18 protein-coding genes are annotated in these 22,623 nt (G+C 37.0%); 9 read left to right on the top strand and 9 right to left on the bottom strand.

Translation table 11 applies throughout. The features are described 5' to 3' along the window. The first annotated feature begins 21 nt into the window (after positions 1-21). Positions 22-939 (top strand): UDP-3-O-acyl-N-acetylglucosamine deacetylase, encoded by a 918-nt coding sequence (gene lpxC, locus QQS39_RS13815; RefSeq protein WP_036913397.1) that lies wholly within the window; start codon positions 22-24, stop codon positions 937-939. A 34-nt stretch (positions 940-973) separates the two neighbouring features. On the opposite strand, the gene QQS39_RS13810 is transcribed toward lpxC, so the two are convergent. Beyond that, positions 974-1,489, bottom strand: a complete 516-nt coding sequence (locus QQS39_RS13810; protein WP_285804728.1) for a DUF721 domain-containing protein — start codon at positions 1,487-1,489, stop codon at positions 974-976. Between the two features lie 45 nt (positions 1,490-1,534). Here QQS39_RS13810 and secM point away from each other — a divergent pair, with 45 nt between their 5' ends. Then, positions 1,535-2,062 (top strand): secA translation cis-regulator SecM, encoded by a 528-nt coding sequence (gene secM / locus QQS39_RS13805; RefSeq protein WP_151435744.1) that lies wholly within the window; start codon positions 1,535-1,537, stop codon positions 2,060-2,062. Between the two features lie 99 nt (positions 2,063-2,161). Continuing rightward, positions 2,162-4,870, top strand: coding sequence for a preprotein translocase subunit SecA (gene secA, locus QQS39_RS13800; RefSeq protein WP_151435743.1), 2,709 nt, complete (start codon positions 2,162-2,164; stop codon positions 4,868-4,870). Between the two features lie 198 nt (positions 4,871-5,068). On the opposite strand, the gene hpmA is transcribed toward secA, so the two are convergent. Then, the gene (gene hpmA, locus QQS39_RS13795; RefSeq protein ID WP_285804727.1) at positions 5,069-9,811 is read right to left on the bottom strand and encodes a calcium-independent hemolysin HpmA; all 4,743 of its coding nucleotides are present in this window, start codon (positions 9,809-9,811) and stop codon (positions 5,069-5,071) included. Positions 9,812-9,844: 33 nt separating this feature from the next. After that, a complete protein-coding gene (locus QQS39_RS13790) occupies positions 9,845-11,530 on the bottom strand; it encodes a ShlB/FhaC/HecB family hemolysin secretion/activation protein (protein WP_151435741.1) in 1,686 nt (561 codons plus the stop codon). Between the two features lie 828 nt (positions 11,531-12,358). Between QQS39_RS13790 and tnaC the strand changes: the two genes are divergently transcribed. From tnaC to mutT, 4 genes are all read left to right on the top strand, one after another. Beyond that, positions 12,359-12,463 carry a tryptophanase leader peptide gene (tnaC, locus tag QQS39_RS18735; protein ID WP_071788547.1) on the top strand — a complete coding sequence of 35 codons (105 nt, stop codon included), beginning with the start codon at positions 12,359-12,361 and terminating at the stop codon, positions 12,461-12,463. A 113-nt stretch (positions 12,464-12,576) separates the two neighbouring features. Then, positions 12,577-13,980, top strand: a complete 1,404-nt coding sequence (locus tag QQS39_RS13785; RefSeq protein WP_285804726.1) for a tryptophanase — start codon at positions 12,577-12,579, stop codon at positions 13,978-13,980. A gap of 72 nt (positions 13,981-14,052) precedes the next feature. After that, on the top strand, positions 14,053-15,303 hold the full coding sequence (locus QQS39_RS13780; RefSeq protein WP_151435740.1) for an aromatic amino acid transporter: 1,251 nt from the start codon (positions 14,053-14,055) through the stop codon (positions 15,301-15,303). A 125-nt stretch (positions 15,304-15,428) separates the two neighbouring features. Next, entirely contained in the window at positions 15,429-15,821 is a 393-nt protein-coding gene (mutT, locus tag QQS39_RS13775) for an 8-oxo-dGTP diphosphatase MutT (protein WP_196735677.1), read from the top strand. Positions 15,822-15,908: 87 nt separating this feature from the next. On the opposite strand, the gene yacG is transcribed toward mutT, so the two are convergent. The 6 genes from yacG to ppdD form a co-directional block, all read right to left on the bottom strand. After that, positions 15,909-16,121 carry a DNA gyrase inhibitor YacG gene (gene yacG, locus QQS39_RS13770; protein WP_151435738.1) on the bottom strand — a complete coding sequence of 71 codons (213 nt, stop codon included), beginning with the start codon at positions 16,119-16,121 and terminating at the stop codon, positions 15,909-15,911. Between the two features lie 54 nt (positions 16,122-16,175). Next, positions 16,176-16,928 (bottom strand): cell division protein ZapD, encoded by a 753-nt coding sequence (zapD, locus tag QQS39_RS13765; RefSeq protein ID WP_151435737.1) that lies wholly within the window; start codon positions 16,926-16,928, stop codon positions 16,176-16,178. Continuing rightward, complete coding sequence (gene coaE / locus QQS39_RS13760) at positions 16,921-17,544, bottom strand: dephospho-CoA kinase (protein ID WP_151435736.1); 624 nt, start codon at positions 17,542-17,544, stop codon at positions 16,921-16,923. Before coaE ends, zapD begins: the two co-directional genes overlap by 8 nt. A gap of 234 nt (positions 17,545-17,778) precedes the next feature. Next, on the bottom strand, positions 17,779-18,978 hold the full coding sequence (locus tag QQS39_RS13755) for a type II secretion system F family protein (RefSeq protein WP_285804725.1): 1,200 nt from the start codon (positions 18,976-18,978) through the stop codon (positions 17,779-17,781). Continuing rightward, complete coding sequence (locus tag QQS39_RS13750; protein ID WP_285804724.1) at positions 18,975-20,075, bottom strand: ATPase, T2SS/T4P/T4SS family; 1,101 nt, start codon at positions 20,073-20,075, stop codon at positions 18,975-18,977. Before QQS39_RS13750 ends, QQS39_RS13755 begins: the two co-directional genes overlap by 4 nt. 100 nt (positions 20,076-20,175) lie before the next feature. Next, the gene (gene ppdD / locus QQS39_RS13745) at positions 20,176-20,619 is read right to left on the bottom strand and encodes a prepilin peptidase-dependent pilin (protein ID WP_151435733.1); all 444 of its coding nucleotides are present in this window, start codon (positions 20,617-20,619) and stop codon (positions 20,176-20,178) included. A gap of 211 nt (positions 20,620-20,830) precedes the next feature. On the opposite strand from ppdD, the gene ampD reads away from it, so the two are divergent. Together ampD and pdhR are read left to right on the top strand one after the other, a co-directional pair. Further along, a complete protein-coding gene (gene ampD, locus QQS39_RS13740; protein ID WP_151435732.1) occupies positions 20,831-21,373 on the top strand; it encodes a 1,6-anhydro-N-acetylmuramyl-L-alanine amidase AmpD in 543 nt (180 codons plus the stop codon). A gap of 325 nt (positions 21,374-21,698) precedes the next feature. Next, the gene (gene pdhR, locus QQS39_RS13735) at positions 21,699-22,469 is read left to right on the top strand and encodes a pyruvate dehydrogenase complex transcriptional repressor PdhR (RefSeq protein WP_151435731.1); all 771 of its coding nucleotides are present in this window, start codon (positions 21,699-21,701) and stop codon (positions 22,467-22,469) included. The last annotated feature ends 154 nt before the right edge of the window (positions 22,470-22,623 follow it).

Below are 22,623 nucleotides of genomic sequence, written 5' to 3'. Positions count from 1 at the left end.
ATAACATTGCGAGATAAAATGATGATCAAACAACGGACATTAAAACGAATTGTACAAGCAACTGGTGTGGGACTTCACACGGGTAAAAAAGTTACGCTTACAATGCGTCCGGCGCCAGCAAATACTGGGGTCATCTACCGTCGTACTGACTTAAATCCACCGGTGGATTTTCCAGCAGACGCAAAATCAGTTCGTGACACTATGCTATGTACTTGCTTAGTCAACGAAGACGATGTGCGTATATCAACCGTTGAGCATTTAAACGCAGCACTGGCTGGTTTAGGCATTGATAATATCGTAATTGAAGTGAATGCACCTGAAATTCCAATTATGGATGGAAGTGCGGCACCTTTTGTTTTCTTGTTACTTGATGCAGGTATCGAAGAGCTTCGTACTGCGAAGAAATTCATTCGCATCAAAGAAACAGTACGTGTAGAAGATGGCGACAAATGGGCAGAAATGCGTCCATACAACGGGTTTAAATTAGATTTTACTATCGACTTTAATCACCCAGCCATTGATGCAAGTACACAGCGTTATAAATTAGATTTCTCCGCAGAATCTTTTATGAGCCAAATTAGCCGTGCTCGTACATTTGGATTTATGCGTGATATCGAATATCTGCAATCTAAAGGATTGTGTTTAGGCGGAAGCTTCGATTGTGCAATCGTAGTTGATGACTATCGTGTTCTTAACGATGATGGCCTACGTTTTGAAGATGAATTCGTTCGTCACAAAATGTTGGATGCAATCGGTGATTTATTTATGTGTGGCTATAACATTATCGGTGAATTCACCGCGTTTAAATCAGGTCATGCACTGAACAATAAATTGCTCCAAGCTGTATTAGCAAAAGAATCTGCGTGGGAATTTGTCACATTTGAAGACGAAGCGCAAATGCCAGTGGCATTCAAAGCTCCCTCAATGGTCTTTGCTTAATTCCTGCGAAGGAAAGCACGTTAATTATCTCTAATTAACGTTCATCTTTGGCTGTACTTGTACTCTCTCCGGCAAGTGCAGCCAACCGTTCTAATCTTTCTCTTAATTTCTTCGGGCTTTTCTTTGCCAAATACTTCAATGACTGCGCACTTTCTAAACTTAAGTGACGTCTCTTTGTAGGCTCTTGCTCTTTTAATGATGATATTAAAGATCTTTTTTCCTGTTTTATTCCTAAAGACGGATTTATTTTGATGTCTATTGAGGATAAGGATGGTAAAATTTCTTGCCTCAATGCGGAAAGTAATGACGGGGTTTCATAACGTAAACGAGTTAACCAACTTGCGTTTGCAACTTCAATAATTAAAATAGCATTGCGATAATTTGCGACACGGCACTTATCTCGTAAAGGAACGGGTAAAAGAGCCATGACGGCACGATTTAATTTTAGTAAAATCGTTGCGCGCTGTTGTATAAGCTGTAGTGTACTCTTGTTGGAACCTTCAAGTTCAATGAAGATTTTTTCCAATGATTGTGGGTAACTATCCCGCATAGATTTTGACTCCACAAAATAAAAATTAATGAGCAACGAAGGTTAATGAGCATTATAAGTTTTTGGCGACAGTTTGGCAGGCGATATTTTTGGTCGCATCTGCTTTTAGGGATGGTTGCAGCAGGTATTGGAATGCCTTCGCTGTTGTCTTCCCATGCCGAAAATCCACAGCAAACTGAACCTCCTTCCTCTCAAAACCGTCAAAGTCAGGCACTTATTGCGTTTGATAACTTATTCTTACGTCAAAGTGTACAGAATCCTGCCTCATCCTTCACCTTTAATTACTGGCAACAACATGCAGTAAAAAATGTGATCAAACAGCTCTCTTTTGCATTCACCATTAATTCGCCTGAATTGATGATTAAAGCCAAAGATGAACCGTTACCTGCTTCTAATGTTGCAGAGGTTATGCTTGATACTCTGTATGCCTTATTAACAGAGACGCCATCCTCGGCACTAAGCCATTTTCCTCTTTCTGGCTATGTTTTAGTACAGAATACAATTTCCTATCATACCGGATTATGGCTTGCACAAATCCGCGGTATCCGCGCAGGACCTTACCTAACAGCCTAGTTGAGTCACTTAATCTAATAAGATTATGATTATCTCTGTTTATTGATAGATACAGAGGCTGTTTTCGGCGTTTCACGCCATAAATGAGAATAAAGATTTATGTTAGGTAAAATTGTAACCAAAATTTTTGGTAGTCGTAATGATCGTTCAATCCGTCGTATGCGCAAAATTGTTGTTGAAATTAACAAATTAGAACCAGAATTTGAAAAGCTGACAGATGATGAGCTAAAAGCGAAAACAAATGAATTTCGTGAGCGTTTAAAAAACGGTGAAAAAGAAGAAGATATTTTACCTGAAGCATTTGCCACTGTTCGTGAAGCAAGTAAGCGTGTCTTTGGTATGCGCCACTTCGATGTACAGTTAATCGGTGGTATGGTTTTAAATGAGCGTTGTATTGCGGAAATGCGTACAGGTGAAGGTAAAACATTAACTGCAACATTACCGGCATACTTAAATGCGCTATCAGGCAAAGGGGTTCACGTTGTTACTGTCAATGACTACCTTGCACAACGTGACGCCGAAAATAACCGTCCTCTGTTTGAATTCTTAGGTTTAAGCGTTGGTATCAACTTGCCAAATATGGCACCACCAGTAAAACGTGAAGCTTATAATGCAGATATCACTTATGGTACGAACAATGAATTTGGTTTCGACTACCTACGTGACAACATGGCATTTAGCCCTCAAGAGCGTGTTCAACGTAAATTACACTATGCATTAGTGGATGAAGTTGACTCAATCTTGATCGATGAAGCACGTACACCACTGATCATTTCAGGTCCCGCAGAAGATAGCTCTGAGCTTTATATCCAAATGAATAAAGTGATCCCTCATTTGGTCTCTCAAGAAAAAGAAGACTCAGATACTTTCCAAGGTGAAGGTGATTACTCTGTTGATGAAAAAACACGTCAAGTGAATATCACAGAACGTGGTCTGGTTAAAATCGAAGGGTTATTAGCAGATGCTGGCATGATGAAAGAAGGGGAGTCTTTATACTCACCAGCTAATATTATGTTAATGCACCATGTAACAGCGGCATTGCGCGCTCACGCGCTATTTACCAAAGACGTTGACTACATCGTTAAAGATGGCGAAGTTATCATTGTTGACGAACACACTGGTCGTACAATGCAAGGTCGTCGTTGGTCTGATGGTTTACACCAAGCGGTTGAAGCAAAAGAAGGTGTGAAGATCCAAAATGAGAACCAGACATTAGCGTCAATCACATTCCAAAACTATTTCCGTTTATACGAAAAATTAGCAGGGATGACGGGTACTGCGGATACAGAAGCGTTTGAATTTAACTCTATCTATCGCTTAGAAACGATTGTTATCCCAACTAACCGTCCAATGGTACGTAAAGATCTGCCTGACTTAGTCTATATGAATGAGCAAGGTAAATTTGCAGCCATTATTGAAGATATTCGTGAACGTACCAAAAATGGTCAGCCTGTTCTTGTCGGTACTATTTCAATTGAAAAATCAGAAGAGATTTCTAAAGCGCTGACTAAAGCGAATGTTCACCATAACGTGTTGAATGCGAAATTCCACGCAATGGAAGCGGATATTATTGCTAACGCAGGTTTACCTTCAGCGGTTACTATCGCAACTAACATGGCGGGTCGTGGTACTGATATCGTGTTAGGGGGTAGCTGGCAAACTGAAGTGGCTAAACTTGAAGAGCCAACTGAAGAACAAATCGAAGAAATCAAAGCCAAATGGAAAGAGCGCCATGATGCAGTATTAGCATCAGGTGGTTTACATATCATTGGTACTGAGCGTCACGAATCTCGCCGTATTGATAACCAGTTACGTGGTCGTGCAGGTCGTCAAGGGGATGAAGGTTCTTCTCGTTTCTATTTGTCTATGGAAGACTCCTTAATGCGTATTTTCGCTTCAGACAAAGTGTCTGGCATGATGCGTAAATTAGGTATGAATGAAACTGAAGCGATTGAGCACCCTTGGGTAACCAAAGCAATTGCAAACGCACAACGTAAAGTAGAAAACCGCAACTTTGATATTCGTAAGCAACTGCTTGAATATGATGATGTGGCAAATGATCAGCGTCGTGCAATTTATACTCAGCGTAATGAATTACTGGATGTGGCAGACGTAAGTGAAACTATCGATAGTATTCGCCAAGACGTATTCACTTCAATGATTGATAACTATATTCCACCTCAATCACTAGAAGAAATGTGGGATATTGAAGGCTTAACGGCATGTTTACAAAAAGACTTTGATTTAAATTTACCAATCAAAGAGTGGTTAGATAAAGAGCCAGAATTACACGAAGAAACATTACGTGAGCGTATTTTAGAAAAATCTATCGAAGTTTATAAAGCAAAAGAAGAGATTGTTAGTGCTGAAATGATGCGTAACTTTGAAAAAGGCGTAATGTTACAAACGCTGGATTCACTGTGGAAAGAGCACTTAGCGGCAATGGATTATTTACGTCAAGGTATCCACTTACGTGGTTATGCACAAAAAGATCCAAAACAAGAGTACAAACGTGAATCGTTCGCTATGTTTGCTAACATGTTGGAATCACTGAAATATGAAGTGATCAGCACACTAAGCAAAGTACAAGTTCGTTTACCTGAAGAAGTTGAAGAGTTAGAACGTCGTCGTCGTGAAGAAGCTGAGCGTTTAGCTAAACAACAACAATTAAGCCATGAAGTGACAAAAGAATCTCAAATGTCAGCAATAGATGGTCAAGTTGCTGCAGGTAAAAAAGTCGGTCGTAATGAACCATGCCCTTGTGGATCAGGTAAGAAATATAAGCATTGTCATGGCCAATTAGGTTAATTTATTTTTCATATAATAGCTGTGTAATGTACTGATTAAAAAAAGATCCACTTAGTCATAAGTGGGTCTTTTTTATCGATTACTGATCGTACTTTACGTTCTATTTTGAAACGAACACATAAAAAACCCCACTTATTATCCTAATAAGTGGGGTTTGGTTTACAAAAGAATAGGCATTACTCTTTTATGGTGTGTCTATTATTTTTCAGAAATAGACGATTTTGTGTTTACAGTTTCATTCACTTTAACGGGTGATTTTAATGATAAGTCACCACCTGCAAGTTGTTTCACTAAATCAACAGCAGATGATTTCAGATCAAGATCTGCACCTGCTTCATATTGATGACCTTCAATATTATTTAATTGAACGTTGCTACCGCCTAAATCAACCTGAGCGTGCTCACTTTTAATTTCAGCGCCTGTAAGTTTAGTTGTACCACTTACATTTAATGAAATATCATTTTTGCTTGTTAAGGTTGTGGATTGAGTAACTGCATCATTATCGATATGAGAAACTTTGATATCTGCATTCGCCGTATGACCTTCAGCACCGGTTACGATATTTTTGATGCCATTGCCCACGGTACCAACGCCTTTATCAATTTTGGCTTTTGTTTCGCCACTGATACCCGTTTTATCTGCGATAGTTGAAGAGAGTGAGTTGTATTTATCAGAGATAACATCAGTTGCAGATTTAATACCTGAATCAATAGTTTCTTTGATTGTGTTTTCTAATAGTGATCCCCCTGCTTTAGCTGTTTTATCAACTTGGCTAGATTTAGGATCATTATTGTGGTTGTAACCAACATTTACACCAACAGTAACGTGACGATCGCTGTCTTTTTGGCTAGTCACTGTAAAGTCACCGCCCACATTACCCGTCACATTATCCGCAGAAACATTGGCACCAGAAAGAGCGAGGTTTTTGTCGCTATTTACCGTTAATGTACCTGTTTCTACTGAAGCATTTTGGTGTGTAGATTTTTGTTGATCTTCAACGTTTACTAAAACTTTGCCACCAATATTATGGATAGAGGTTACTGGGTTTTCTTCAGTCACTTCTTTTGGCGTCGTATTAGTTTGTTTGCCATTTAAAGAGATATCAGTACCCCAATTATTTTTGTAATCAGTGGATTGTGCTGAAGTCAGGGTAGTATCACCAGAATGAGAGGTTAATTGCGTATCTTTGCTATTAACTTTAGTACCTTGAAGATTAACGGAACTACCGTTAACGGTTAAATTACCTTGGTTAGCAATTACTCCACCTTCACGAGAGACAGTTTTTTCATCTTGCTTACCAATAGCAAATTCAGCGCCACCTAACCCATTGACAGAAGATGATTTCTCTCCTGTTTTTTGACCGAAGCCCACTTGTAATCCACCAGATAAGTTCTTACCTGTTTCAGTACGTTGAGATTCTGTTGCTTGGAAATCAACTTTGTTAGTTGCTGTCAGAGCAACATCATTTTCGCTGGTTAAATGAGTACCTTGTAAAGTCAGATTATGACCTGAATTTAACTCAATACCTTGAGCGCCATTCACTGAACCTGCTTTCGCTGTTGTCTGATCTTTTTGATGAGTCACACCACCTGCGTTAAAGCCGCCAGCGTAATCTTTGCTGTCTGGTGTTGTACCTACTTTCAGGTTTGCACTGCCATTCACGTTATGTTGGCTTTCAGTGTGAGTATCTGTTGCTTGTGCCAGTGTTAAATCACCGCCAGCATTGATCACCGTTTTACCATTTTGAGCGTCAAACTTAGCACCTTCATAATGTGCATCTTCACGTACATTAATATTGATATTGCCGGCTGAATTAAACTGGCTACTATTAGCTTTCGTTGTGGTTAGGCTTGTATCTGTGGTTTTACCTTCGCCTTTAATGGCAACGGTAATATCACTTCCTGTTTTCGTGCTAACACCAACTTGACCACCACCTGTTGTTTCATGGAAAGACTCTTGGTGTTTATTTTGAGCCGCTTCACTGGTGTGAGTATTTGCGGTTAGTGATACATCACCTTGTGTGGATTGGTAATGAGTACTTTGGTCACGCAAGTTGTTATTACTATCAGAATTGATTTTACCCGCAGTAATTGATGTTGAAACCACTTGGCTATCGCTTTGTGATTTCTGGCTACCACCACCTTTAATACCCACTTCAACACCAACATTTGGTGCTTCTAAGTTACTTAAGTTAGCAAGATTACTAATAGCATCTTTAAAAGTAACTTTTTTATCCATATCGGCATTGTTACCCGGTTTTGTGGTATCAATTCCGTCTTCTACTGCTTTCTTAATTGGTTTAGTCACACCGCTATAATCAAGATTAACACCCACATCGACACCTACATTTAAGGTATCTGTTTTTGATGTTGCACTGTCATTAGCCGCAAGGTGATTGATGTTTTCACCAGACTCTTTATATGCACCGTCAACTTGGTGTGATGCACCTTGGTGAGTGACATCTTTGTTTGCTGTAATTGTTAAATCACCTGCAATTTGAGTTTCGCTACCTTTATTTTTGGTGATCTCAGTTGTTGTATGCTGTTTGTCATATTGGAAATCAGCCTTACTACCGATTTTATCAACTCCACCGGTATAGCTAAAACCACCTGAAATGGTTCTATCTGTACTGTCTGTTTCTTTTTTGTTTTCTGTTGCAACAAAAGCAATATTGTCACCAGAAACAGCGGCATTACCTGCGGTTGTTTTTAAATCAGAACCTGCAAAAGTGACATCTTTTTCCGCTTGAACTTTAACATTGCCACCACTAATAGTAGATCCTACTTGTTCAGTTTCAGTGCTATTGTTCTTGTTGGATGTATGAGTGATATGAAAACCCGCACTATATTGCTTGTCTTCAACTTCTTTAGCATGACCGGTTATCTCTAATGATGTTTTTTCATCATTGATTTTTGTGGTTTGCTGTGCAGATTTAACGTTGATATCACCTAAAGATTCAATACCTAACTCATCGGCACTTTTAATTAAGCTACCAATAACATTGATATCTTTGCCACTGACTACGGTTAACTCTGCATCAGAAACTAATTCACTACCAGTTGAGTGCTGCTGGTTAGTTTCATTCTTGTGGGAATTTTTAGTGATGTTAAAGGCGGTGCCTGTACGTTCATCTGTTTTAGTGATGGTTTCGCTAATCGCATTATCAATAACAACATCACCTTGAGTTGTTTTAACAAAGGCACCTTGATTGCCTTTTACTTGACTACCTGTGACTTTGACACTGTTATCTGCTGAAAGTAACAGTTGTCCGTCAGCCGTTAATTGTGTTGAATGGCTAACTTCTTGTTTGTTGTTATTATTCTTATTGTTACCACCGCCGATACCGCCCCAAACAACATGATTGTTGGTGACTGTTTTATCATTGTTGGTATTTTGAACATTAAGATTGATGTTCTCTTTAGCGTTAACAACAATATTTTCATTAGAATGTAATTTTGCACCTTGAGCGGTAACAGAGCCTTCAGCATTTAAGCCCAGCGTTTTACCTGAGGTCAGCTCACTCGCTTTTAAGGTTTCTGTCTGATGACTATTGCTCCAGCTACCTGTTTCTAAACGAGAAGTATGGTTACGTTTATAGCCGTTTTCACTGCGATTTTCTTTCTCAACTAATCCGTTGATATTGATATCTTTATTGGCATTAATTGCCAGTGTGTTACCCGCATTAACTTTGGCACCTTCAAGTGTGACATTACCTTTAGTTGCCGTTAATGTTGCACTATTTTTGGCATCAATATGGCTACCAACTTGCTGCACTAGCTCTTTTTCTTTGGTGACATCATATTGCCAAGAATAGAACCAACGATTGTCGGTATCTGTATCTTTTTGCTGTAACTGTTTGCCATCAACAGTTAAATGAGCGCCTTGTAATAAAATATCATCACCCATTAAATCAGAGGCTTTGATTTGGTTTTTATTATCAGCGATTAAAGTGATGTTTTTACCTTTTAACTCTGTTTTTGTCAGCGTTTGGCTTGAACCACTGTTATTAACAGCAATGCCACCACGGTAGTTTTGATAGTTTTCACTACCATCTTTATCGTAACTGTCATAACGAACTTGGCTATCTGTTTGAATATTGTCCGCTCTGACACTTAATTCGTTATCAGCAACAAATTTACCTGTTAATTTAACACCGCTTCCTTCGGCCGTATTAATGATGCGGATACGACCCGATTGCATACTCCCAAAGAAATAACTATCTAAGGCTGAAGCTGGTTTTTGTGATGAAAGAATATCAAAACGTTGAGAGAACGTATTTTGCCCCGTTAATGCAGAAATCTCTGCTGCTGTTATTTTACCTCTGCTATCAATACGAGGTGCAATTAAATCTAAAAGACCGGGCGCATGTAATCCGTTTTTACCAATAGAAAGTAAATTCGTATTATTAAGCGTGCTATAACCTTTTAACTCACCATTCTCAAACAGTGGATTACCTACAACCAAAGAAGAGCGGCTAGTATTGATAAAACCACATCCATCACAGGTAATACCATTTGGGTTAGAAAGTACATATTCCGCAGCTATACCAAAAACTTCTTGCTGACCTAATAAGAATGAAGGGTTACGACTAACAACTTCATTTAAAATTAAAGAAGCTGCTTGTCCATTTAAGTTACTGTTGGCGTTTAGCGGCCCAGCAAGCTGTGATTGCCCTGACTCTAAAGAGTTGTTAAAAACAGCCCCTGGTTTGCCTACATTAAAATCTTGATATTGGTTATGAGAGATACCTTCGTTATTGGGTGTAACGATATTAATGATTGGAGTGCTACCATTAATACCATTAACTGATGAAACATCCGGTCCTTGATTGCCCGCATCAGGAACAATACCGCTAGCATATGCATTTAGTGATACGAAAATAATCGCTAAAGATGCAGCAAGCCTACCCGAAGGAGAGAGCTTGAAGTTTTTTGATTTCATAGAGTTTTCTCCGTTTATTGCTATGAGTGTGAATCAAAATAAATATGAAAATCTAACTAACACTTGAGTAGGGTCTTTGGTTTTATTGGAATTCGTTGAGTTGTAAAGCAAATGCCCCTTGGCGACTTCAATATCAAACTGTGCTTTTTGATATTGGAGGTTTAAGCCTGAACTTAGCCCATAGCCACTACGCCATCCTTCATAGTTACCGTGTTGTTGAACACGGCCAGCATCAAGACCAATTCGAGGGGTGATTGAAAATGTGTTTATCCGATAAGGATAAGAAAGCGTATTACGCCAATAGCCGCCGTTATCACCAGAAAGAGTGCTTCGATCAAAGCCACGGATCGCGTTTTTATCCGTTAAACTAAGCCATTCCACACCCGGTAAGGTGTCGGGGCTATATTGACCAAAGAAGGCGCTATTGAATAAAAATGTCGAATTCGATATAGCAAAACGACGTTGCCAATTGGCGAAAAGCTTAACTTTTGTAAAGCGATAGTCATTACCATTGCCATTAGCAACACGAGGTGATTCATCTGCACCAAACCAACCAATGGCTTTCTCAGCACTTAAATTGACGCTGATGACACCACTTGGAACAATGTGTAAATGGTTGATGCCTAGCTCCACTGTTGTCAGTGTAGGGCTACTTAGATCAAGGCGAATTTGGCTGAAGTAGTTACGTATCCGTTTATGCGTTATCTGCATATTTAAGGTATCAATTTGTTTTTGACTACGATAAAAAGCGTAATCACCCCTTAAACCAACTTGTGTGGTATCACCGGATAAGCGTACGGTACGTGTTTGTAATGCTTGATGAAATTCATACTCGGAATAGCTACCAAAAGTACTGAACGTCAATGCACCATAAGGTAAAGAATAGAGTAGGGTGTAAGCACGATTAAAACGAGTATTGGGATTATCAGTGGTAATGCTGGCATTTAAGCTAACAAAATCAGATAACCCTAATGGGCTGTCTAAGCTTGCATTTGTTCGAACTAACCAGCGCCCTGAGTTTTTTTGCCCGTAATTATCACTTGAAATGTTTAAGTGCCACGGTGCTTGTCGCTGATTGGTGAGCTGAATAATAGAGCCACCTAATTGCGTGCCAGGCAATATATCTAGTTTAACTTTATTCGATTGTAAGCGGTTTGCTTGATCTAGCCCTTGGTCCAATTTGGAAAGTTTAAGAGGCTCGCCTTCAACATGAGGGAAAAGTAATGCAGTGTTAACGCCTCGATCGCCACCTTCTATTTTTTCAATAAAACCTTCAATAACATACAACCCAAGTTGTTGCTCTTGATTCGGACGTAAAAACTGGACTCTGGCAGTAATATAACCATGTTGAAGATAGCGTTGAGTTAACTCTTTAATTAAACGGTTAACGTCAGCACTTTTTATACATTGCTCTGGTAATGGTGTTAAGGAATCAAGATCTTTTTCATTAAGTAAAGTAATTCCTTGAACATAAACTCCATTAATAGGTAAACAATGTTCTGATTCAGTAATAAGTGTAGGAGTAGGTGAAACCTCTAATGCATTTTCTTGAAGTTGTTGATAGCGATTTTGTTCAATAAGTTGATTTATTTCACGTTGGCTATCTTGTAATGCGCGCCGCGATTCTCCCATCGAACCTAAATAACCGGCGTCATTTGCTGTTAATCCACTGGTCGAAAACCCACTTAATAGTGTTAATAAAATAACTTTTTTTCTCATTTTACCTCAATAGAAAGGTATTAATTCAAATATAAATAATATTGCTTAAATATAGAAAGGTAATAATTAATGTTTTTATATTATCGTTAATTTTAGAATAATAAATACCGGTTACTCTCAATATGAAAAGAAATTAAAAATCGATGAAATAAAGATAAATTTTTATCTGTTTCGATATTAAATATCGACATAACTGAAATGATTTATATCTCAAATGGTATTACTTAAACAAATGATTCATTTGGATGGCGTCTAGTGTATTGATTTTCATAGTTATAATATTATATGTTACTTTTTCTGCTTGCTTAAATTAACACCGATTTAGCAATGTTAATTAAGGTTTTTTCATTTTTTATAAAGAGAAGATAAATAATGAGAGGGGATTCGAAGATATAAAAACAGAGTGCTAATTAGCTTTTCATTTGTTGTTTATAAGTTTATTAATGTTTTATTCTGGAATGAATATTTCATGAATTGTTATTTCATTTTAATGAATAAAATAGGCACTAGAAAAGTAAAAATATGGGAGGTTTATTGTTAAATTATTAATCATGATAAAAAGTGTGGTTATTTAGAGGCAACTTTGATGCTGTAATAATTCAATATAAATACATGTATTACCACTTAGTAGTATCAATAAAAATTTAAGTTATAAAAAATAGTTTATTAAAGATTGAAGTAAGTGATAGTGATCACGTTAATATATCATTTATTATAAATAGTGTGATTATTGTCCAAAATATACTATTGTTATATTACTAATTGTGTTTAACTGTTATATAAATTAGCGTGTAAATTGTACTATTTCCTGACTATAAGGGTTAAAGTATGTTCTCATCATTTAATGTTTTGATAATATTAAGAGGTTTCTTCAGATTGAAGAAATGGTTTAATATTGATTCCGAACTCGCCTTCTTCTTCCCTGAAAAATAATCCTTTTTTATATCCATCCAAAATAATTTAATACTCTTTTCCATTTAATTTAAATGGAGAGATTGTTTTATTTATTCTAATTTTATTATTTAATTTATATTAAAGGTATTATCATGGCTAAAAGAATCGTAGAACCATTCCGTATTAAAATGGTGGAAAAAATCCGTGTTCCTTCAAGAGAAGAACGTGAAGCTGCATTAAAAGAAGCAGGATATAACCCATTCTTATTACCAAGTCATGCTGTTTATATTGATTTATTAACAGACTCTGGTACTAACGCAATGAGTGATCGCCAATGGGCAGCAATGATAACAGGTGATGAAGCTTATGCAGGCTCAAGAAACTATTATGATTTAAAAGATAAAGCCAAAGAGTTATTTAATTACGATTATATTATTCCTGCTCACCAAGGTCGTGGTGCTGAAAATATTCTTTTCCCAGTATTATTAAAATATAAACAAAAAGATGGAAAAGCGAAAAATCCTGTATTTATTTCTAACTTCCATTTTGACACAACAGCAGCACACGTTGAATTAAATGGCTGTAAAGCAATTAATATTGTTACTGAAAAAGCGTTTGATTCAGAAACCTATGATGATTGGAAAGGCAATTTTGATATTGCTAAATTAAAAGAAAATATTGCCAAACATGGTGCTGATAACGTTGTTGCTATTGTTTCGACAGTGACTTGTAATAGTGCTGGTGGCCAGCCTGTTTCAATGGATAATTTAAGAGAAGTTTACGAAATCGCAAAACAACACGGTATTTTTGTTGTTATGGACTCTGCGCGTTATTGTGAAAATGCGTATTTCATTAAACAGCGTGATCCTAAATATAAAAATGCGACTATCAAAGAAGTTATTTTAGATATGTATAAATATGCTGACGCATTAACAATGTCAGCGAAGAAAGATCCATTGTTAAATATCGGTGGTTTAGTCTCAATTCGTGATAATGAAGAAGTGTTTACATTAGCAAGACAGCGCTGTGTCCCAATGGAAGGCTTTGTTACCTATGGTGGCTTAGCGGGTCGTGATATGGCAGCAATGGTACAAGGTTTAGAGGAAGGTACTGAAGAAGAGTATCTACACTATCGTATTGGTCAGGTTCAATATTTAGGTGACCGTCTACGTGAAGCGGGCATTCCAATTCAATATCCTACTGGTGGACATGCTGTTTTCGTTGACTGTAAAAAACTAGTACCGCATATCCCTGGTGATCAATTCCCGGCTCAAGCTGTAATTAACGCACTTTACTTAGAGTCAGGTGTGCGTGCTGTTGAAATTGGTTCGTTCTTATTGGGTCGTGATCCTGCAACGGGAGAACAAAAACACGCAGATATGGAATTTATGCGTTTAACCATTGCGCGTCGTGTCTATACCAATGACCATATGGATTATATTGCTGACGCACTTATCGGCTTAAAAGAGAAGTTTAAAACGCTTAAAGGTCTTGAGTTCGAATATGAACCTCCTGTATTAAGACACTTTACTGCGAGATTAAAACCTATCAAATAAATAATACTCCACAATAATAATGGCTCTCGTGCAATGCGAGAGCTATATCCTTATTTCAGTAAGGACTAAAAAATGGAAAATAAGTCGGTAAATAAAGAACCCTCAATTATTGTAGGGGGATTTGTGTTGGGCGGCGCAATGATTGGTGCGGGAATGTTTAGCCTACCAACAATCATGTCTGGCGCTTGGTTTATTAATTCACTCTTTATATTATTTATTGTCTGTTTCTTTATGTTTCATTCTGGAATTTATATTCTTGAATGTATATCGAAATATGGCGCAGGAACAAACTACTTTCATATATCGAAAGAGCTATTACCTAAATGGGCGTGTTATCTCGCGAATGCCTCCTTGATATTTGTATTGTATATATTAATTTATGCTTATATCTCTGCCGCGGGTTCTATTATTTATGAAGCGTCATCATTATATGGCATTAACCTAAATCTTAGAGTGATATTCTTTGTATTTACTATAGTACTAGGGGCAACAATATGGTGGGGAGGCGCTTGTGCTAGCCGCTTAACCTCAATATTTTTATTTATTAAGATTGTTTTATTCGTATTAGCATTCTCAGGCTTATTCTTCAAAGCGAGAGGCGATTTATTATTTACGGCTACCTTTGAAGGCAAAAGCCAATTATATCTTTATCCCTTTATTTTTATCATCATTCCTTATGCTATAACCTCTTTTGGTTATCATGGTAATGTTTGTAGCCTTTATAAGCTTTATCATGAAAATGAAAGAAAGGTTGTGAAAAGCTGTATTATTGGTTGTGTGTTAGCGCTAGTGATTTATTTGCTTTGGATGATTGGCACTATGGGGAATTTACCTCGTGAGCAATTTATTACTATTATCCAAAAGGGCGGTAACTTAGATGCCTTTATTGATTCGTTATACACTGTATTAAATAGTAAATATATTGAAGGCTTTTTACTATGGTTCTCTATTAGTGCCGTATTCTGCTCATTTTTAGGGGTCGCGATTGGTCTATTCGACTATATTTTGGCATCACTAAAATTTGAAGATAACAAAACAGGGCGCTTAAAATCTGGCGTTTTATGCTTCACTCCGCCTTTACTATTATGTTTACTTTTCCCTAATGGTTTCTTAATTGCAATTGCTTATGCAGGAACCGCGGCATGTGTGTGGGCAATTATTTGTCCTGCGGTTATGGCGCTGAAAGCACGCGAGAAATTTCCAAACTCAGGCTTTAAAGTATGGGGCGGAAAAGGCTTAATTTATGCAGTTATCGCTTTTGGTGCAGTCGGGATCATTTGCCAAACATTAGCACAGTTCGGTTTCTTACCTATTTATCGTTAACTAATCGAGTTATCGTTAATTAATGAGATAATCAAAGGAAAGAAAACCAGAGTAGCGCTATTGGATATACGTTATAATAACGTTAAGTTGTTATAATAACTGGACTATTCAATAGGTTGTCTATAATGGATAAAAAAAAGCTACATATTGCAGCGGGTATTATTTGTGATCAACACAATAATGTCTTTATCACCCAACGCCCTTTAAAATCGCATATGGGGGGATTTTGGGAATTTCCGGGAGGAAAGTTAGAAGATAAAGAGACCCCAGAGCAGGCGTTAATCCGTGAGCTACAAGAAGAAATTGGTATTGATGTAACGCAATGCTCCCTTTTTGAAACGGTAGAGCATGATTTTCCAGATAGACACATTACTTTATCCTTTTTCTTAGTTACTCAATGGGATAATGATCCTTATGGTAAAGAGGGACAAGAATTCAAGTGGATATCTATTGGCGCGTTAAATGCTGATGATTTTCCGCCTGCTAACCGCACCATTGTGGCGTTATTGCAAAAATAAGCACAAGTAGCGTCTTACTAAGTAAGCGTTTATAAATCAATTAGCCACTCGATTGAGTGGCTAATTTTTATGTTCAGGACTGGAAAATTAAAAGTCTTTAGGCTCTTGTTGCGGCGTTTCACTCCAATCATCGCTGTCATTAATATCACTTTGGCTTGGAATGCGTTTTGATTCATCCGCCCATTCGCCTAAATCAATAAGTTGGCAACGTTTGCTACAAAAAGGACGATAAGGGCTACTTTCATTCCAAACAACTTCTGTTTGACAGGTTGGGCATTTTACAACTAATTCTTCGCTCATTATCTCTCCTAGATTTCGTTGGTGCGATTTATGCTCATATCAATAAACATAATGTTAGCAACAAGCAATCTCAAAAGGTAGCTCTAGAGGCACTGTTCCATTTTCACTATCAAGTGGTAAAAAGCGGATCGCATAGCGATTTTTATGCCCAGAGACTTGAGGATAGATTTGATGATCAATAGCTATCTTAAGGCGTAGCAATTCGCCTTCTTCAGCGCTGTCTTGATAAAAACCACGGTGACTGAGAGCAGGCTTGAATGTATCTGATTGGCGAATAAGCATGAGTAAACTATTTAATGCATTTTGTAATGGCAATAAACCCGCCAGCCAGCTTTGCAATCTTTCATCACGGGTTGATTGAGGTAAGCTTAACCATAAATGTAATGCTGGCACATCAAAGTTACAGCATCCACCAGGAATACTTAGGCGCTGTTTAACTAAACTGATCACTTTATCTTGTTTTAAATGCTGACCAATGCGAGGTGCTTTACTTAACACAGCTGCATTTTCAGCTAATTCATCAATAATTTGAGTGACAATCGCTTTATCAACATTAGGAAATGAAAGCCATTGCTGTAATTTTTTTTGTCTTTTTTCTAATTCTTTAAGTAATTCAGCACGGATTTCGCCACGATCAAGTACTTCAATAAATTCCGATATCGCACGGAAAAACGAAAGTGCCGTGGGTAATGAATCAATTGCACTAAAACTGTTAATCTGAATCAATGAGTTTTCAATTCTAAGCCATGAACGCATTTTTTCATTGAGGGGATGTTCGAAGATGATTGTTGTGATGTCATCACTCATGGCAATTGTCCTGTAACGCTTGTTGAGCTAATTCTAAGTAATGCTGATGGAGTTGCTTAACTTTTCCAATCATATTTTGGCTATTATCGTGATTTTCAATAATATCATCAGCGACGGCTAATCGTTCCTGTCTTTGAGCTTGAGCTTTTAAAATATTGAGAACTTGCTCTCGACTTACGCCATCTCGTTTCATGGTTCTTTCTATTTGTTCTTCCTGTGTAACATCAACAACAAGAACTCGAGAGGCGAGATGCGTTAATTTATTTTCAATTAATAATGGAACAACCCAAATAAAGTAGGGTGCTTTAATTTGCTGTATTTGCTTTTGAGTCTCTTGCTGTATCAATGGATGAAGAAGATTGTTAACCCAAGTTTTTTCTTCATTATTTTCAAAAATAATCTGGCGCAACTGTGCTCGGTTTAATGAACCATTGGGTAGCAAAATGCAGTCACCAAAATGCTGATGCAATGCATTTAGCCCTGAGGAGTTAGGCTCTACCACTAATCGAGCAATAATGTCAGCATCAACAAGAGGTACACCTAGTGAGGCAAAAGCATTAGCAACGGTAGTTTTACCACTGCCTATTCCACCTGTAAGAGCAACCGTATAAGCCATTTGTGTTTGTCTGTTTTTAATGAATTAAAATTTACTATTAGTCCGGGTATTCTAAAGCCTAATTTTGTTTTTATCACAAGATAATAACTGCAATATTTGGGTTTTATTCGGTTATTATGATAGATGATTTTCTGCTACCCTTACATTCTACCTTATAATATGTGATAGAATTACCATCAATCAATAAGTTAGTACAATACAGAGTAGCAGCATGTTACTCATAAAATTTGTGATTCATTGTATAGTATCACCTAACTGTAATATAGGAAGATACATAGCAATGATTAATGTGCCAATAATTAATGCAATGATCGTCATCAGCATTGGCTCTAACCAAGCACTCATTGTATTTAATTGCTCATCGAGTTGATGATAAAACCAATCACTCAATTGCTGACAAAAATAGAGCAACTGTCCTGAGTTTTCTGCACAAATAATAAACTGATAACAAATAGGTGTAAAAAGTGGCTCATTTTTCATAAATAAGCTCCACGATTTACCTTGCATAATGTGTTCACTCATTTGAGCAAGGACTCGCTTATAAATAGGGTGTGTAAGTTGTTCTGTGCCTATTTTTAAGCCTTGTAATAAAGGTAATCCTGCTTGTTGTGTAATACTGATTATCTGAAAAATAAGATGTAGTTGCTGATATTTTAAAAGTTTACCTAAATAGGGAATATGCAGAAACAGGGCTTGTTCAGCAAAATAAAAGGGTGATAAAGAGTAACGAATTACACGATAACCCAATATTAATCCAATAAAGATAAACGTTATTATGCTGATATAATCAGTAAGCCATTGTGAGAAAGTAATAAGGGCTAGTGTTAAAAAAGGAAGTTCGGTATTAAATGCACTGTATAAGGATTGATATTCAGGTAAAACATAAAGCAACATTATACTGGTAATAAAAACTAATACAGTCAGTAAAAAAATAGGATATTTAAACGCTTTTTTGATTTTTTTTACAACCTCTCGGTGTTTCTTTAACTGTATTATTTGTAGAGTAATCACTTCATCTAATTTTCCACTTTCTTCGCCAATAAAGACAAAACGACTCAGTGAGGTTGGAAAATAAAGTGGATAGCGATTTAATTGTTTAGAAAGTGAACCTCCTTGCATTAAGTTAAAAATAATATCTTCTAATACACATTGCCAATGTGAGTAACGACATTCATTTTTTAATAGTGTTAATGCAGGAAGAAGCGCTAAACCAGAATGAAGTAATAAAGCTAATTGCTCGAATAATTGAATTCGATATTGTTTATCAGCATCTTGAAATAAAACGATTTTATGTAAACGGATCTTTATGGGATATTTTTGCTGTTGAGTTAAGTTAATAAATGCTTCGTTATTAGAGGATGCAAGTATTTTCCCAGAGCACCATTCTCCTTGATAAGTTAATGCATCATAACGATATATTAGCTGTAGTTTCATTCAATATCTCCTAGTGTTTGATAAACCTCCTCAAGCGTTGTTATGCCTTGTTTAACTAATGAAAAGCCAGAATAGAGTAAATGACAAAAGGATGAGTGTGTTTGTTTTGATGGCTCAAAGCAGTCATAGATAGCGGTTCTTCCGTTATAGCCTGAACAGCATTGCTGGCAACCCACAGCTCGCCAATTTGGTAATTCGATCATTTCTTTATTTATACTAATATGCTGTTTATTGGATAAGCATATTTTACAGTGTGGGCATAAACATCGAACTAATCGTTGTGAAATAATTAAACTAACACAGGAATGAATAAGATCTTTTTCAATCCCTAAGTTATGTAGACGCATTAATGTAGATGAGGCCGAATTAGTATGTAAGGTTGATAATACAAGGTGCCCTGTTTGCGCTGATTTTATTGCCATTTCAGCAGTTGCTTGGTCACGTATTTCACCCACCATAATAATATCAGGATCTTGGCGTAATAATGCTCGTAATATTGTCGCGAATGAGATCCCGGATTTTTCAGAAATTTGAATTTGATTAATCCCCTTTAGAGGTAATTCAATCGGATCTTCAACACTATTTATATTTAGGTTTTCTTTATTTAAATAGTGCAAACAACTATATAAAGTGAGCGTTTTTCCGCTTCCCGTTGGTCCTGTGACCAAAATCATTCCTTGCGGTAAATTTAAATATTTCTTTAATAGTGTTAAATGCGAGGGTTGAAAGCCTAAGTGATTTAATTCTGGCTGTTGTAAATTATTTATAAGCCGTAAAACAACTTTTTCACCATACAGCGTGGGGAGTGTCGCTATTCGTATTGAATAGCTTTTTTCATTATAAGACCAACTAAGTTGCCCATCTTGAGGTAATCGCTTTTCTGCAATATTTAAGTTAGCAAGTACCTTTAATCGAGTGACTATTTCTTCAGAAAATTCATCTGGAGGAGGCGAGAATAGATATAAATGATTATCTATTCTGGCGCGAATTCTTACACTGGTTTGTTGAGGTTCTATATGTAAATCAGAGGCGCGTTTTAAAATACTTTCACGTAATAAATACTCAATAAATTCTGTTGCAGAGTGTGTGATATCCATTCTTCACCTCTTTATACTTTTTGATTTATCTGTGTTGTCTTCAATGTTTCAAGTGTGTAATAGGAACACTTAATATAAGTGCTCCTTTATATCTAACGCACTAATATGATTTTAAAATCTTACTGCACTGTTTTTGCAACGAGAGATTTGCTGCTAAACATTGTGTTTTCCATACTGGAAGAAGGTCGTTAACTCCTTTCTCTGGCGACATTGTGATCGTCAGACCATCAAGCTGTGATTTTCCAGTTGCATTAATCACACCGTTTAGCACATTAATATCGGACAAATATCGGCTACGAAATTGTTGCGGCATAAAAGTTGAATCAGAATTACAGTGTTGAGGATCGTTTTCATAGCGACATAATTCTATCGCAGAACGATAGGGCGAAAGTGTTTGCAATACATCGGTTAATGCTGCTTTTTGGATATAACCTTGATAGGCAGGAATAGCAACAGAGCTTAAAATCGAGATAATAGCAATCACAATCATAAGCTCCATAAGGGTAAAACCATTTTCATTAGAGTGATAATTAAGTACATTCATTTAGCGTCCTCCTTGAGTAATAAACACTAGTAGTATGAAAAAAAAGGACTTTATTGGCGAATAGATAAAATAAAATTTGAGTAAAATATCGAAAAGAAAAAGGAGAGATACAGAGTTAATCTTTATTATTGAGGGAAAGTTCGCATTTATTGATGAGTATGAATTAATAAAGTTATTGATAATGGCTAAAACAGAATAAAAGAGGGTTGATGTGGAAATTAAACAAGGTTGGTTAATCGATGCGAGACAGGTTCCTTCACCTAATCATGATAAGAGACCTGAAGGTGAGCTTCCTTCTTTATTAATTGTTCATAATATCAGTTTGCCGCCAGGGCAATTTGGTGGACCTTATATTGACCAGCTTTTTACCAATACACTGTCAGAGCAAGATCATCCTTTTTTTAGTGAGATTGTTAACTTAAGAGTATCGGCTCATTGTCTTATTCGTCGTGATGGAGAAATTGTGCAATATGTGCCTTTTACTGAGAGAGCGTGGCATGCTGGCGTTTCTTTATATAAAGGCAGAGAAAAATGTAATGATTTCTCTATTGGTATAGAGCTTGAAGGTACTGATGAGTGCGATTTTACCCAGCAGCAATATCAACAATTAGCGAAGATAACTCAATCGCTTATTGCTCTTTATCCCGCCATTGAAGAAAACATTACTGGGCATAGTGATGTTGCACCAAATAGAAAAACCGATCCGGGACCTCATTTTGATTGGGCTTATTATCGCAGTTTGTTAACAAAATAACCGGCTGAGTTGAATTTAAAATCATAGAGTTTGAATTTAAATGCAGAATAACATTGCTGTCACGCTTCAGTTTGACTGTTTATGTGTTTAAAAAACGTTAAAAAATTTATTTTTAACGTTTCTGTATAATGCGATCTAGTTATCACTTTTGATGATTTTTTAAAATAATTTGTTAAAATTTACAGGTTTTTATGATTTCGCTCAACAACTGTATAGACAGTTAGTGAATACTTTGTTACTTTATTATCCGTTATATTAAATTGGTATTACCAATTGACAACTCAATCACTAAGGTAATAGTTATCCAATAATGGCTTCCAGCAATATGGCTTACACAAAAATCCGCCAACCTAAGCTTTCTGATGTTATTGAGCAACAACTTGAACATCTGATTTTAGAAGGTACTCTGCGTCCAGGAGAGAAACTCTTACCTGAACGTGAACTGGCGAAGCAATTTGATGTATCTCGCCCTTCATTGCGTGAAGCTATCCAAAAATTAGAAGCTAAAGGTTTTTTACTCCGTCGCCAAGGCGGTGGTACCTTTGTTCAGCATAATCTCTGGCAAAGTTTTAGTGATCCTTTAGCTCAACTGCTTAGCGGGCATCCCGAATCTCAATTTGACCTTTTAGAAACTCGTCATGCACTTGAAGGTATTGCCGCATATTACGCTGCATTACGTGGCACTGATGAAGATCTTGACCGCATTAAAGCTAGCCATGATTGCATTTTGAAAGCCCATGAAGAGGGTGATTTAGCCGCTGAGTCTGAGGCTGTATTGCAATATCAATTAATTGTCACGGAAGCTGCTCATAATGTCGTTTTATTGCATTTATTACGATGCATGGTGCCAATGCTTGAGCAAAATATCCGTCAGAATTTTGAGTTTCTTTACACTCGTAAAGAGATGTTAACTGCAGTAAGTGAGCATCGTAGTCAGATTTATCAGGCCATTATTCATAGAGAGCCAGAAGCTGCTCGTGAAGCATCACATCGCCATTTGGCTTTTATTGAAGACGTTTTGTTGGATATGAGTCGTGAACATACTCGCCGTGAGCGCTCTTTGCGCCGGCTACAACAACACCCTGATTTATTTTAGTAGCACAGATCCTGACCGCTGAGTCTGTACTACCTATCGCCCTGTGATTTTCAGGGGAAGCGGTAATAACAGCAGGGCCTATCTTCCCGTCATATCAAATAGGTAGAACGGGAAGATAGGCTCCCATAACCATTAAAAACAGATAACAGATAAG

The sequence above is a fragment of the Proteus appendicitidis genome (assembly GCF_030271835.1).
Taxonomy (GTDB): domain Bacteria; phylum Pseudomonadota; class Gammaproteobacteria; order Enterobacterales; family Enterobacteriaceae; genus Proteus; species Proteus appendicitidis.
This window is presented reverse-complemented; position numbering and strand designations above follow the sequence as displayed.